Annotated in this window: 12 protein-coding genes; 8 read left to right on the top strand and 4 right to left on the bottom strand. The window is 49.2% G+C overall.

Annotated elements, in window-relative coordinates; genetic code table 11:
- Positions 1-64: 64 nt before the first annotated feature.
- Positions 65-1,102 (top strand): EAL domain-containing protein, encoded by a 1,038-nt coding sequence (locus MUG84_RS09555; protein ID WP_244724305.1) that lies wholly within the window; start codon positions 65-67, stop codon positions 1,100-1,102.
- 181 nt (positions 1,103-1,283) lie between these two features.
- Here MUG84_RS09555 and MUG84_RS09550 read toward each other — a convergent pair whose 3' ends face one another.
- The gene (locus tag MUG84_RS09550) at positions 1,284-2,729 is read right to left on the bottom strand and encodes a DEAD/DEAH box helicase (protein WP_244724302.1); all 1,446 of its coding nucleotides are present in this window, start codon (positions 2,727-2,729) and stop codon (positions 1,284-1,286) included.
- On the opposite strand from MUG84_RS09550, the gene MUG84_RS27245 reads away from it, so the two are divergent.
- Positions 2,715-3,008: an IS3 family transposase gene (locus MUG84_RS27245; RefSeq protein ID WP_280521254.1), complete on the top strand. Its 294-nt coding sequence runs from the start codon at positions 2,715-2,717 to the stop codon at positions 3,006-3,008. The two genes, MUG84_RS09550 and MUG84_RS27245, sit on opposite strands and share 15 nt — an antisense overlap.
- A 122-nt stretch (positions 3,009-3,130) precedes the next feature.
- Here MUG84_RS27245 and MUG84_RS09540 read toward each other — a convergent pair whose 3' ends face one another.
- The 3 genes from MUG84_RS09540 to MUG84_RS09530 all read right to left on the bottom strand — a co-directional run bounded on the left by MUG84_RS09540 (position 3,131) and on the right by MUG84_RS09530 (position 7,556).
- Positions 3,131-5,434, bottom strand: coding sequence for a glycoside hydrolase family 65 protein (locus MUG84_RS09540; RefSeq protein WP_244724298.1), 2,304 nt, complete (start codon positions 5,432-5,434; stop codon positions 3,131-3,133).
- 88 nt (positions 5,435-5,522) lie between these two features.
- Positions 5,523-6,194, bottom strand: a complete 672-nt coding sequence (pgmB, locus tag MUG84_RS09535; protein ID WP_244724295.1) for a beta-phosphoglucomutase — start codon at positions 6,192-6,194, stop codon at positions 5,523-5,525.
- A gap of 315 nt (positions 6,195-6,509) precedes the next feature.
- Positions 6,510-7,556, bottom strand: coding sequence for a LacI family DNA-binding transcriptional regulator (locus MUG84_RS09530; protein ID WP_244724284.1), 1,047 nt, complete (start codon positions 7,554-7,556; stop codon positions 6,510-6,512).
- Positions 7,557-7,884: 328 nt separating this feature from the next.
- On the opposite strand from MUG84_RS09530, the gene MUG84_RS09525 reads away from it, so the two are divergent.
- The 6 genes from MUG84_RS09525 (at position 7,885) to MUG84_RS09500 (ending at position 14,845) form a co-directional block, all read left to right on the top strand.
- Positions 7,885-9,618, top strand: coding sequence for an alpha-amylase family glycosyl hydrolase (locus MUG84_RS09525; protein ID WP_244724280.1), 1,734 nt, complete (start codon positions 7,885-7,887; stop codon positions 9,616-9,618).
- Between the two features lie 280 nt (positions 9,619-9,898).
- Positions 9,899-11,221 carry a sugar ABC transporter substrate-binding protein gene (locus tag MUG84_RS09520; protein ID WP_244724277.1) on the top strand — a complete coding sequence of 441 codons (1,323 nt, stop codon included), beginning with the start codon at positions 9,899-9,901 and terminating at the stop codon, positions 11,219-11,221.
- Positions 11,222-11,332: 111 nt separating this feature from the next.
- Positions 11,333-12,634, top strand: coding sequence for a carbohydrate ABC transporter permease (locus MUG84_RS09515; protein WP_244724274.1), 1,302 nt, complete (start codon positions 11,333-11,335; stop codon positions 12,632-12,634).
- A complete protein-coding gene (locus tag MUG84_RS09510; protein WP_244724271.1) occupies positions 12,631-13,476 on the top strand; it encodes a sugar ABC transporter permease in 846 nt (281 codons plus the stop codon). Before MUG84_RS09515 ends, MUG84_RS09510 begins: the two co-directional genes overlap by 4 nt.
- Before the next feature lie 160 nt (positions 13,477-13,636).
- The gene (locus MUG84_RS09505; RefSeq protein ID WP_244724268.1) at positions 13,637-14,143 is read left to right on the top strand and encodes a GNAT family N-acetyltransferase; all 507 of its coding nucleotides are present in this window, start codon (positions 13,637-13,639) and stop codon (positions 14,141-14,143) included.
- 24 nt (positions 14,144-14,167) lie between these two features.
- Positions 14,168-14,845 (top strand): response regulator transcription factor, encoded by a 678-nt coding sequence (locus MUG84_RS09500; protein WP_244724933.1) that lies wholly within the window; start codon positions 14,168-14,170, stop codon positions 14,843-14,845.
- Positions 14,846-14,855: the final 10 nt, after the last annotated feature.

Raw genomic sequence — 14,855 nt, 5'->3', positions numbered from 1 at the left:
AAGTGGAGGGTCATGCTATAATCAAATCAACAATTTTCGGCAAAATATGCCAAGGAGGAACTACATGATCTGCAGCGGATGTGCCCCTATACAACCTGTAGAAGATCAAGGAAGGGTTCGTTTCAGGCCCAGACATCATCTGATATATGCAGTTTTTCATGAAAAGCAGCTGGCTACGGAAACAGAAGCTGATGATATCGTCGTATCATACCATACTAAGGATGAGCTTCTTAGTCTGATGCACAGCCTCTATATACTTCCGGCAGAGATCGTGGAAACAACAACCATCTCCATTACGGGGCATGGCCGGGACAAAAGTATAGGCCAGTGGATTTCGCTGTCGCAAATGAAGGCTAGAATGGAACATGTGAACGTTGTCGATATCATACAGAAGGGGCAATTTTCCAGTCATATGCAGCCGATTGTCGATAGCTCGGAGGAAATTGTGGGCTTTGAGTTTTTGCTGCGTCCTGCTCCAAACGGCGTCATGTTTCAGCCATATCAATTGTTTGAAATTGCAAGGGAAACCGGCATGCATTCCTTCCTGGATCGGGCGGCACGGATTTCAGCCATTGAGACTAGCGCCGAATGGCTGCCCCGAGGCGTAAAACGTTTTATTAATTTTCTTCCATCTTCCATATATAATCCTGAATACTGCTTGAGCCATACTTTTAAAACCATCGACCGGCTGCATCTGGACCCCAAAGATTTTGTGTTTGAGGTAGTGGAAACGGAAAAGCTCGATAGCATGGATCACCTCCTGCAAATTTTCAAGGCATATCGCGATCACGGAATGAAGGTGGCCCTGGACGATGTCGGCTCAGGCTATTCAACCATGGAAGTGATGTCGATGCTGAAGCCGGATTATGTCAAAATTGATCGCAGTATCATCGATTGCTGTGACCGGGATGCGGTCAAAAAAGACAAGATCCTGAACATCATTGACCGGGCTGAGAAATTCGGCGGACAGGTGCTTGCAGAGGGCATTGAGCGGCGGGAGGAGTTTGAGTTTTGCCGCAGTTCGGGAATTCATCTGGCTCAGGGTTACCTGTTTGGGAAACCAGCGGAACGTCCTCCGTTTAATGTACTTCAGGTTGTGTAGCCTTTTCATATGAGAAAAAAACCGTAATCCTGATTAGGGATTACGGTTTTTTGATTAAGGGAATAGGTTTATAACACACCGATCATTTTTAAAAAAGTAAGGAAGAACGAAATAGCGACGAAAAGATAAGGATTCGGGCTGCTTATGCTTCTTCATACGTGGGGCATATGCGTCATGACCTTTATTTTTTTCCTTTGCGGACCTTTAACTGCTTGCCTTTGACCGTCGTGTTTTGCATCAGTTCAAGCACAAGCGGTCCTTTGCCGTTCAGAATTTCCACGTCCGTCACAAAATCGAGGATCGTAATAATCCCGATATCGTCGGCGGTTACCCCGTCAAGCTTGGCGATGGTGCCGACGAAGTCCACGGCTCTTAGCTTCTTCTTCTTGCCGCCATTGAAGTTAAGCTTCATAATCTGCTTGTTTAATTGCTCGCGTTTATCCTTTTTCGGCTCAGGCTTAAACTTGAGTTTCTTTTCGAAATCTTCTCTATGCCGATCCACTTCCTCTTCGGAGGGAGCTTTCACTTTCGGAATCTCAAAGCCAATATACGCTTCAATCTCAGCTAATCGCTTGTCATCCTTCGGTGTGACGAACGTGATCGCTTTACCCGTCTTGCCTGCGCGTCCCGTACGTCCTGTACGATGAACGTAGCTTTCCTTCTCAAGCGGAATATCATAGTTGATGACATGGGTAATGTTCGTGATATCGATACCTCTGGCGGCCACATCGGTCGCAATCAAGTAACGGAATTGTCCTCTTCTGAACGCATTCATGACCTCGAATCGCTCTTCCTGCTCCATCCCGCCATGAATACGGTCACAAGGATAGCCAAGCTCGGCCATTTCTCGGAATAGTTGATCGACATGCTCCTGCGTCCGGCAGAAAACGATACAGCTGTCGGGGCTCTCCACGATGAACAGATCCTGGAGCAATGCCAGCTTGTCCGACTCCTTCACCTGAATCAGAGCATGCTCAATCGTCGCTGTCGTCAGGCCGCTCGCTTGGATCTCGATTTGGGCAGGGTCGTCCATATAGTTGCGCGACAATTGAGCTACATCCTCCGGAAACGTAGCGGAGAATAACATGGTAACTCGCTCGCGGGGCAGTGCTTGAATGATCGTCTGCACCTGCTCGATAAAGCCCATATTTAGCATTTCATCCGCTTCGTCTATGACCAAATAGGCGATTCGCTCTAGGGATAGCGTGCCGCGTTCAATATGATCCAGCACACGTCCCGGCGTCCCCACAACGACATGCGTTCTTTGCTTTAACTCGGCTTTTTGTATATGAAAAGGATGTTTCCCAAAAAGAGGCGTTGCCTTGATCCGCTTGAAGCGCCCGATATTCGTTATATCCTCGTTCACCTGCAACGCGAGTTCGCGGGTTGGGGTCAGGATTAATGCCTGCGGCTTGTTCTCGTTCCAATCTACCAGCTCGCAGAGCGGAATACCGTAAGCAGCTGTTTTGCCGCTGCCCGTTTGCGATTTGACAACAAGATCCTGCTTCTGCAGCGCAACAGGAATGACTTCCTTCTGAACCTCGGTTGGCGTCTCATATCCCAAACTATGCAGTGCTCTCACAATCTCTTCACTTAATCGATAATCTGTAAAATGCTTCTCGCTCATCTTCAACCTCTTCTACGCTATATTCGAAATGCTATACATACAGAGCTTCACCGTGCATCTATCGTATACTTGTCTATTATACTCGAATCCAAAGATATTTATTGGGTACTTTCATGGACCAATACGATACCCCGATGGCGTCAACGATCTCCATTCCTTTCAACTGCCGAGCAAGTAGAGCACGCCGTTCAAAAATATATTCGTTTCTACAACCATGAACGTTTTCAAGTGAAACTAAACAACCTGAGTCCTTATGAATACAGGACTCAGGTTGCTTAAAGATTGCTTTTTTATAGCTGTCTACTTGACAGGGGTCACTTCAAGCATTCGAGCATCGCAAGAAGAGTGACCGCCAAAATTCGGTCCGTTTTCTTGGGAAGTACGTCGATAGACGTTTCGTCTTAGTGGGCGACTTTCACATTTTCCATGCCGCCTATGGTGTAATCCTTGCCGTACACGCTGATGTCAGCAGGCACTTCCGATTCATTCGCCACGATCACTTCATGTTCTCCGACGGTAACCTTCAGGCGCGAGTCGCGGAACATCACCTTAAAGGAGAAGGATTTCCAATGGCCGGGATTAAACGGATTCAGCTGCAATACGCCGTCTTTCACCTTCAGGCCACCAAAGCCATGGACCACGGACATCCAGGTACCGGCCATGCTGGTCGTATGACAGCCGTCTTCGGTGTCATTGTTGTAGTTATCCAGATCGAGGCGCGAGGTACGCAGGTACATCTCATAAGCCTTCTCCCTGTAGCCGAGCTCACATGCCATAATGGAGTGAACGCAAGGCGAGAGGGAGGACTCATGCACGGTCAGCGGCTCGTAGAAATCGAAATTCCGCTTTTTCGTATCCAGATCATAATGGTCGCCAAGGAAGAAGAGCCCTTGCAGCACGTCTGCCTGTTTGATATAGACGGAGCGCAGAATCCGGTCCCAGGACCAGTTCTGGTTCAGCGGCAGATGCTTCGGATCAAGTTCCTTCACGGGCGTCAGGTCTTTGTCGAGGAACCCGTCCTGCTGCAGGAAAATTTGACGCTCCAGATCAAATGGATAGTACATTTTATCAATGATATCCTGCCATTTGGCGGTTTCTTCTTCGTTCAATTGCAGCTTCTCCACCAGCTCGTTGTAGCGGGAAGGCTCGTTTTCACGAAGGTAATCCAGCACTTCAAGCGTATACTCCATGGTCCACGAGGCGATGCGGTTCGTATACCAGTTGTTGTTGACGTTGTTTTCGTATTCGTTTGGTCCCGTCACGCCGAGCATCACATATTGATCCTTGGCTGGCACGTAGTTCACGCGTTCTTCCCAGAAACGGGAGATTTCCGCGAGTACTTCCAAACCGTATTGTCCCAGGTAATCTAAATCACCGGTGTAATTGACGTAGTTGTAAATCGCGTATGCGATGGCGCCGTTACGGTGGATTTCCTCGAAGGTAATTTCCCACTCGTTATGGCATTCTTCGCCGTTCATGGTTACCATCGGATAGAGAGCGCCTTTGGTAAAGCCAAGCTTCCGTGCATTTTCCTTTGCTTTTTCCAGATGCTTGTAGCGGTAGACCAGCAGATTCCGGGCGATGGCGGAGTCAGCTGTGCTCAGGTAGAAAGGAAGGCAGTAGGCTTCCGTATCCCAGTAAGTGCTGCCGCCGTATTTCTCGCCGGTGAAGCCCTTCGGTCCGATGTTGAGACGATCGTCTTCGCCGCTGTAGGTCTGATTCAGCTGGAAAATGTTGAAGCGGATCGCCTGCTGCGCAGCCACGTCGCCTTCAATCACGATATCGCTGTCGCGCCATTTGTCGGCCCATGCCTGAATTTGTTCCTTATGCAGCTCTTGGAAGCCTGCCTCCACAGCGCTTTGAAGAGCAGCGCGACCGGCATCGGCGAGCTGTCCAAAACCATAGTCACGGGAGGTCACGTTAGCGACGTATTTGTAAATGACGATTTGCTCGTTCAGGGCAGCTTCAACCTGCACTTTAAAGCCCACATATTTGTCTTTCACGAGCAGTTCTGTCTCCAGAGAGAGCGGCTCGCCGTTCTTGCTGATTTCAAATGTCATGACAGAGGTCAGATGGAAATCGAGCTTTTTCGTTTTCACGGTCAGCAGGGCGTCGTTTTTGCCGAATTCTTTGGCTACCTCAGTCCAGAATTTCTCCTCATAGTTGGAGTCCTTGTTCTGCACGTCGCCGTCCAGGTATGGAGTGACAGTCAGCGTTCCGCTGAAATTGAGCGGCGTAACCGCGTAGCGGATCGCACCGATTTCATGGCGGGTCATGCTGACAAAACGCAGCGCCTCAACGCGGACTTCCTTGCCATCTTCAAGCTTAGCCGTAAAGCCGCGGGACAGCGTTCCTTCCTTCATGTTCAGCACGCGCGTGAAATCCTTCACTGTGCAGCTGGCAAGGTCCAGCGGTTGTCCGTCGATGTCGATGTTGATGCCGATCCAGTTGGTGCTGTTTAGCACTTTGGCAAAATACTCCGGATAGCCGTTTTTCCACCAGCCGACACGGGTTTTATCCGGATAATAAACGCCGGCCATGTAGCTGCCTTGCAGCGAGGGCCCACTGTAGGCTTCTTCAAAATTGGCACGCTGGCCCATATATCCGTTTCCGATGCTGAAAATACTTTCAGAGATTTCATGCTGATGCAGCTGAAAATCCTCTTCGATAATGTTCCATGGATCGAGCTTTAAATATTGCTTCACAGTAACCGCTCCTTTAAAGACATAATGTAATCTATTTTGCGAAAACTTGATGTCATTTATTTTCGATTTCCAGGGAAATATCCCGAAATTAACGGGCAGGGAAGATGTCCATAAGGCGGCTTACCGACATTTCCTGCAGCGAGGAAACGACTTCGTCGGCACGGCCAAGGGTATCCCTGGAACCTACGCCGATGCTGCGCATTCCCGCGCGAATGGCGGCTTCAATACCAGCTTCGGCATCCTCGAACACGACGCATTCGGAAGGACTCACATTCAGCTCCTTAGCTCCAAGCAGGAATACTTCCGGGTCGGGCTTGGCACTGGCTGTTTTGGTCCCATCGATAATGGCGTCGAAGTAAGTCACCATGTTGGTGTTGTTCAGGATTGTCATTGCATTTTTGCTGGCAGAGCCCAGAGCGACCAGAGTGCCGCTGGCTTTCAGCTCCTTCAGGAAGGTAAGTGCGCCCGGGAGAATCTCCGATTCATCCATATGGGAGATATAATCCACGTACCAGCTGTTCTTTTTATCGGCGAGCGCCAGTTTGGTTTCATCATCAAGCGTTACCCCGCCAACCTCGAGTAGAATATCGAGCGAAGCCATCCGGCTTACGCCCTTCAGGCGTTCGTTATCTTGCTCTGTAAAGTTAAAGCCCAGTTCCTCGGCAAGCCTTTTCCAGGCGAGGTAATGATATTTTGCGGTATCGACAAGCACACCGTCCAGATCAAACAAACAAGCGCGAATCGGAGTGTGAAGAGTCATGAAAGAAGTCCTCCTTGTTAGTTGTGCAAACGTTTGAACAATTTCTGAAAATAAAGGAAGCACCAAAGATGCTCCACTTATTTAAGGCATGATAAAAATGCAAGGTCGTATACTTTTGTATAGCATAATTGCCCCAAGGATTGCATAAAGCTCTCCGGAAGAAGGGGCTCCTGGAATAGAGAACGTCTCTTCTGTGAAAATAACGTCAAACAGGCCTAATCGTCAAGAGGAATTTTTTAAACAGTGTCCAGCTGGGCGATATAAACCTGTTATGTATGACTGTGCTAAACCCTAACTGTTTTCAAGGCAGCTCCATTACTGCGGTGAAGAAGACTTGGGCGGCGTGTAGATCGATGATTCACGAATGACCAGACGATGGGGGATGATATGACGTTGCTGGAACTGTTTTTCCCCGTCGTGCTGAATGGATTGAATCAAGGCCTGCGACGCGGTGTATCCCAAATTATAAATGCCGATATCAATGCTCGTGACAGGCGGTGTCGACAGCTCGGCGATCGATAGATTGTTGAAGCTGACAATGCATAAATCCTCAGGAACTTTGTAGCCCAGCTCATGAAGTCCGCGCAAAACGCCGAGGGACACCAGATCATCCACGACGACGAGAGCGGTCGGGCGCTCCGGAAGATTCATGAAAAAGGACATGGCACGGTAGCCGCTTTCCTGCAAAAACTCGCCTTCGACGATCCATTCCTTGCGCATTTCAAGTCCTGCTTCCTCCAGCGCAGCAGCATAACCCTTCAAGCGGTCACGCGACACAATATGGTTCGGCGGTCCGCTCACAAAGCCGATGCGTTGATGGCCGAGCGAGATGAGATGCTTGGTGGCATCGTAGGATGCCTGGACATTGTCATTATCCACGGACAGAATATTCGGGAACTTTTCGCTGCGTCCGATGAGGACGAACGGGAACTGATTATTTTCCAAAAATTCAACCACCTGATCATCCTTGCGGGAGTACAGCAGTATGGCTCCGTCGACCCGCTTTCCCTTCAGCAGGCGTGATACCGCTTCAACTTCCTCCTGCTCGCTTCCGCCTGAACTGATCAGAACATCGTATCCGGACCGGTTGGCCTGGGTGACGATACCACGGATCAGCTCCATGAAGAACATATTCAGAAACAGCTCTTCAGCCGGCTTCGGCAGAATCACGCAAATGCTTTCCGTGGTCCGCGAGACAAGGCTTTTAGCCATAATGTTCGGATGATATCCGAGCTCCTCCATCACATCCCGTACCTTCTGGGACGTTTCTCGGCTGATTCTGGTGTTGTTCGACAGCACACGGGACACGGTGGAGGGGGAAACGCCCGCTTTTTTGGCGACATCTTTTATCGTTACAGACATTGTGACCTCCTGTGGAACCGTTTGCGTTCCTTGTTAGACTAAAGAGCATCAGATCACCGGATATAAGAAAACATTCGCTAAACGGGGTGTGTCTTCTGGAAATATACATCGGTAAAATATGCTGATTTTTACACTTGCTATCTTAATCCAAAGCCTTGGGCTTGTAAATAAGGTTCCTCATGGGCCAAAAAATTTATACGAAAAATGGCAGGGGATGCGGAAGTTAGTAAATTTTAAGAAAAAAGTGGTTGCGCAATCGTTTTTATACAGCGTATTCTGCCTAGTAAGGAACACCGATAGGTATCAAAGAGGGAGGATGGCATGGGGAATGAAGCATAGAAAATCAGGAAAGACCGCAATTAAGCTTTTTGGGATAAGCGTAACCGCGGCCCTATTAACAAGCTCCTTAGTTGCAGGCTGCAGCAGCGAAAACACAGCTGGACCCGGCGAAAAACAGGCGGGCACAGATGTAAATCAGACACAGTCTTCAGGCCAATCGCAGGGGAAAACGGGAGCTCCATCTGGTCAGGAAAAAACGGCGCAAGCTGATGCGATTCATGAGCAGCCCGGGGCGGTTTATTACGAGGTGTTTGTCCGGTCCTTTTATGATTCAAACGGTGACGGGATCGGCGATCTCAAGGGATTAACGGATAAGCTAGATTATCTCAATGACGGCAATCCGGATACGCATGACGACTTGGGCGTAGGCGGCATCTGGCTGATGCCGGTCAATCCTTCGCCAAGCTATCACGGCTATGATATTACCGACTACCGGAATATCAATCCGGAATACGGAACACTGGATGATATGAAAAAGCTGGTGGAGGAAGCCCACAAGCGGGGAATCAAAGTCATTATGGATCTTGTGGTCAATCACACCAGCGTGAAGCATCCATGGTTCATCGAAGCCAGCCAAAATAAAAACAGCGAGTACCGTGATTGGTACGTATGGGCAGAAGATCAGGGGAAAAGTCCGACTGGAACCAGCGCCGCCGGAAGCGGCAATCCGTGGTTTGAACGCGGAGGCACCCATTACCTTGGCACGTTCTGGGAAGGGATGCCTGATCTCAATTACGATAATCCGGAGGTCCGGAAGGAAATAGAGGATGTCGGCCAATTTTGGCTGAAGCTTGAGGTCGATGGCTTCCGTGTGGACGGAGCCAAGCATATCTACGAAAATCTGCAAAGCGACCGCGGCACGGCAACGACAGCCAAAAACGCGGCCTGGTGGCAGGAATTCCGCAGCATCATGAATACCGTGAACAAGGATGCCTATATGGTGGGCGAGGTATGGGAGAAATCGGCGGCGGCAATCGCCCCCTATGTGGACGGCGCTTTTGATTCCGCATTCGACTTCAATCTGGCGGACAACATCATCAGTGCGGTCAAACAGGAGAAGGACAATAATCTGGGCTTTACGCTGGAACGCACCAATCAGTTTTACATGGACAAATCGAGGGGCAAGTTCGTGGATGCCATCTTTTTGACCAACCATGATCAGGATCGGGTGATGAGCCAGCTCGGCAATGACACGAACCATGCTAAAATGGCTGCGGCACTGCTGCTGACGCTTCCGGGGAATCCGTTTATTTATTACGGTGAAGAAATCGGCATGCAGGGTGTGAAGCCCGATGAGCATATCCGAGAACCATTTGCATGGACCGGAAGCGGCGAGGGCAAAGGGGAAACCACCTGGGAAAAGCGAGCGGTCAGCGGTGCGAATCAAGCGGATGCCAATGTTGAAACTCAAGAAGGGCAAGAGAATTCTTTGCTGTCGGCATACCGGATGCTGATCGGCTGGAGAAACGAGCTGCCTGCACTCCGGGATGGAGATATGAAAAGCGTGGATACTAAAAATCCGGCAATTGTTTCTTTCATGCGCAGAAGTGCACAGCAAACTGTGCTTGTGTTGCACAATTTGTCCAGTCAGACGCAGGGTATCCCTCTCGATACCGCTGAGCTGTCCTCCTTCGGCAAAATGATCAGAACCAGCAGCGGAAGCGCATCACTGCACGAAAAAATTGTAACTATTCCAGCTTATTCCACCACCGTTATCCAGTAAATCGGGTGAAAAACAGAGAAACATTGTGATATTTGGAGATATGGATGGGTAAGATCCATAAAACCGGGGGAAATGGCTGAAAATACAGTGTGCAAACGTTTTTACAAAATAATAAGCGTTGTGTATGATAAACGCATGATTAAAGCGCTTACTTAACAAGAGAAATTTTAAGATACGGTCTATATACATACAAAATAGATCAGTCATCCTTTTTGTGAAATCGTTTGCGCTATAATCAGTGAACGTATAAGTATATATTTTGGAGAGGGGTTATTTCGAAATGAAAATGAAACAGGTTATGGCATTGGCTGCAACGCTGACCATGGCATTCTCCATTACAGCATGCGGCAGCTCTAATAAGACAGCCGAAGAGCCGGCACCAACTGACACCAAAACGGAGACACCAGCACCGGCTGCTGATAACAAGGATGCTGCGGCAACGACAGAGGGCTTGAAGCCTGAAGACGGAGCGCAGCTGGTCGTTTGGGAAAGTAAGGATGAAAGAGCGTTCACAGACGAAATCGCGAAACAATTCACTGCAAAATACAATATTCCGGTCAAAATCGAAGAAGTATCCCCTACGGATCAAGTGACGAAGCTGTCCCAGGATGGACCTTCCGGACTTGCCGCAGACGTTGTCATCTTCCCGCATGATAATCTGGGCAGAGCCGTAGAAGCAGGTCTTCTGCTTGCGAACGATACATTTAAGGATGAAACGATCAAAAACAATACCGAGGCATCCATTCAAGGCGTAACCTTCGACGGTACGCTGTACGGATATCCGAGAGCGGCTGAAACGTATGCCTTGTACTACAATAAATCCATTCTAAAAGAAGCGCCAAAATCGTTTGACGATGTCATCGCTTTCGGCAAAACATTTACAGATAACGCCAAGAAAAAATATGCCATCATGTGGGAAACAGGCAACATGTACTTCAACTATCCGTTCATTGCAACGACTGGCGGATACATTTTCGGCAAGAACGGTACCGATAAAGACGATATCGGCATCAATTCCCCCGGAGCATTGGAAAGCTTGAAAGTATATCAACAGCTGAAATCCATTCTCCCTGTGAAGAGCGGAGATATCAATCCGGATATCAAACGCAGCTTGTTTAACTCTGGCGACGTGGCTATGGATATCAACGGTCCGTGGGAGCTTGGCGGCTACAAAAAAGCACTCGGCGACAACCTTGGCATCGCGCCAATTCCGTCCATCGGAGGCAAACCAGCCATTTCCTTCTCCGGTATCAAAGCTTGGTATGTCAACTCGTTTACAAAATATCCGAATGCAGCCCAATTGTTCGCTGAATTTGCATCCACTAAAGATGCCCAGCTGCTGCTGAATGAAAAAGTCGGCTCCATTCCTACCAACAAGGAAGCTCTGGAATCCGATCAAATCAAGAGCGACCCTTATGTATCCGCATTTGCAGAACAAGCCAAAAACTCTCAGCCTATGCCTTCCATTCCTGAAATGGGCAACGTATGGAGCCCTGTGAACGCAGCGCTTCCAGAAATTTGGGATAACAACGTTGATCCGAAAACAGCTATGGATAAAGCCGCGCAGCAAATCAAAGATTTGAACAACGGCGCAACAAAGTAATCATAGCTGATGCATATAAGGCAATGATGAATCCACCCGCCGCTCGGTGAGCGGCGGGTGATTCTCCTTAAGACGTAAGATTGTATAACCTTCAGGGAGGGGAGAGGGCTGATGCAAGGGCACCGCAGCAAGGCAACGATCCTGTCGATTTTAAGCATGGGACTTGGACAAATATATAATCGCCAGTTCATCAAAGGCATCATTTTCCTGCTTGTCGAGGCTTGGGGCATTTTTTATTTCAGCGGCAATTTGGGTAGAGCTTTGTGGGGGATCGTCACACTTGGAGATGCACCCCGGACATTGGTCAAGGGTAAGTGGATTGAAGGGGACCACTCCATTTTTATCTTGGTCCAAAGCTTGATTACACTCTTATTTCTGGCTTTGTTTATACTCATGTATATCATGAACATCCGGGATGCCAACAGAACGGCACGAGACCGGGAAAACGGCAAAACGCCGAACAATTTCAAACAATCGGTCCGTTATGTTCTGGACTATAAATTTGCGCAATCTTTCTTGACTCTGCCAACCATGGGGATTCTGTTCTTTACCATTATGCCGATCCTGTTTATGATCATGCTGGCATTTACGAACTACTCGGCACCTAATCATATTCCTCCGGCAAAACTCGTCGACTGGGTTGGATTTCAGACGTTCAGAGATCTCTTGACTCTTAAGACATGGAGTCATACCTTTTTCGGTGTCCTGACCTGGACTATTATCTGGGCTGTTCTGTCCACGGCGACCACTTATTTGGGCGGACTGCTGGTAGCTCTCCTGATTAATCAGCAGGGCATCAAATTCAAAGGTCTGTGGCGGACAATCCTGGTTATTCCTTATGCGATTCCGCAGCTGATCTCTCTTCTTGTGATGAAAAATATGTTTAACGGCCAGTTCGGCCCGATCAATCAATATTTCAGCTATTTTGGCCTCGCTGGCCTACCTTGGTTGACGGACCCATTCTGGGCGAAGGTAACGGTTATTATCGTGAATATGTGGGTAGGTATCCCGGTTTCCATGATTTTGATTATGGGGATCCTGACTACGATTCCGAAAGATATGTATGAAGCGGCTGAGATCGACGGCGCCAGCGGTTATCAGAAATTCCGGATCGTTACGCTGCCGATGGTGCTTTTCTCGACGGCTCCTACGCTGATCATGCAGTTTGCGGGCAACATCAACAACTTTAACGCCATTTATCTGCTGACGAATGGTAACCCGGTGGTAGGGGACTACCAGTATGCCGGCGCGACGGACCTGCTCGTGACCTGGCTGTACAAACTGACGCTGGATCAGAACAAATACAATATGGCTTCGGCTGTCGGCATCATCATTTTCCTGATTGTCGCCTCGTTCTCCATCTACAATTACCGGCGGACTAAGTCATTTAAAGAGGAGGACATGATCCAATGAGCGGACGCAAAGCGAGAAGAGGTATCCGGCTGGGCCTGAGCTATCTGGTCTTGATTATCCTATCCATCGGCGCGATTTACCCTGCGCTTTGGGTCGTTCTCGGCTCATTCCGGCCCGGGAAATCACTGTACAGTAAAACGCTGATTCCGGAAAGCTTTACTTTGGAGCATTATCGCGAACTGTTTCATTCGCAAAGTATTCTGTTCGGCCAGTGGTACCTGAATACATTGAAGATTGCTGTATGTTCCATGATTATCGGGGTATTCCTAACCCTGCTGACAAGTTATGCTGTTTCCCGTTTCCGCTTCCGGGGGCGAAAAACCGCCCTTTCGACGGTGCTGATTCTCGGGATGTTCCCAGGCTTCATGAGTATGATCGCCATCTATCTGCTCCTGAAGGAATGGCATTTGCTCGACACGCATCTGGCGCTCATCATTGTATATGCGGCCGGCGCTCCTCTCGGAGGGACATTTATTGCGAAGGGCTTCCTGGATACGATACCGCGCACGCTGGATGAAGCGGCCAAAATCGACGGTGCGAGCAACTGGATGATTTTCACGCGAATCATTCTGCCGTTGTCGAAGCCGATGCTCACCTATATGGCGCTGACCCAATTTGTCGGTCCATGGGTGGACTATATTTTTGCAAGGCTGGTGCTGCGGACAAAAGAAAACTGGACGCTCGCGGTCGGCTTATACGATATGGTCGCGACGAATCAGAACACGAACTTTACGGCGTTTGCCGCAGGGTCGGTTCTGATTGCAGTGCCGATTACAATACTGTTCGTTTTCCTGCAGCGTCTGCTCGTGGACGGATTGACGTCCGGAGCCAGCAAGGGCTAAATCGCATAGATGACAATAAGGTACAGCTGTCGCATTTTCAAATGCAGGCTGTACCTTTTTTGCGTGATTAGCTATTCCAGTAAAATCCATCCTTCGGTTACAATAGGGTTCATGAGGGATGGGGCTAAGAGTCTCTGGCCCTTTCAGAGGAGGAAAGTATATGAAAGCTCTAGTTGAAACGAAGCGCATCCTGCTGCGGGCATTTCAGGACTCGGATGCAGAAGCGGCCAAGAGGTTTTGGGGAGATGAGGAAGTGATGCGTTACTGCCTCGGTGCCACTTTGCACGATAAGCTGCCCATGACTCTTAAGTGTTACCGCGACTGCCATGAGGCAAAAGGCATATCCGTCTATGCCGTTGTCGAGAAGGAGACAGGAGATGTGATCGGAGCCTGCGGCTTTAATGTGACCGGGGAGCTGCAGGAGGTTGAACTGATATATCATTTTGCCAAATCCAGCTGGGGAAAAGGGTATGCGACGGAAGCCGCGAAGGCCTGCCTGGAGCTCGCCAGGGAGAACGGCAGCGTAAAGCGTATTCACGCTTCAGTTGACCCGAATAACATGGATTCCCACAAGATTCTTAAAAAGATCGGCTTCGTATACGCAGGGACGGAGTGGTTCGAAGATACAGCACAGGAAGAGTCCGTTTATGAGCTCAGGTTGAGCTGAATAAGGACCAAAAGGGGGCGTATGATGAAGATTCGTGTGTTGATTGCTGATGACAATTCCTTCATCCGGGAAGGGATGAAAATTATTTTGAATACATTCGGTGAATTTGACGTGCTGGCTACGGTGGGCGATGGTCAGGAGGCTGTTGAGTACTGCCGGACGCATGAAGTGGATGTCGCTCTGCTGGATGTCAGGATGCCCAATATGAACGGCGTGGAGGCCACGAGGCTGATCCATGAGCAGACGGCGACCAAGCCGCTGATTCTCACGACGTTTGATGATGATGAGTATATTCTAGACGCGATCCGGTTCGGTGCGAAGGGCTACTTGCTCAAGAACAATGATCCGGAGCGCATCCGCGATGCGATTAAAAGCGTACATAACGGGCACAGCGTCCTGCAGGACGTGGTGCTGGATAAGCTAAAGTCTCAGGTAACCGGGAGCCAGGAGCCTCCTACCATGACTCCCAAAAATTCAGACGATTCCAAGGAGGCATGCCCCTTTGACCGCAGCCAATTTACGGAACGGGAGCTGGGAGTCATGTCGCTGATCGCGCAGGGGCTGTCCAACAAGGAAATCTCCAAGGAGCTGTTCATTTCCGAAGGGACGACGGCGAATTACATTACATCCATTTTGAATAAAACGGCGCTTTCGCACCGGACGCAGATTGCGATCTATTATCTGACGGGCAAAACCCGTTAAGGCGGAAGGA

It is taken from the genome of Paenibacillus mangrovi, from assembly GCF_022898935.1.
In the GTDB taxonomy this organism is placed as follows: Bacteria; Bacillota; Bacilli; order Paenibacillales; family Paenibacillaceae; genus Paenibacillus_AQ; species Paenibacillus_AQ mangrovi.
This window is presented reverse-complemented; position numbering and strand designations above follow the sequence as displayed.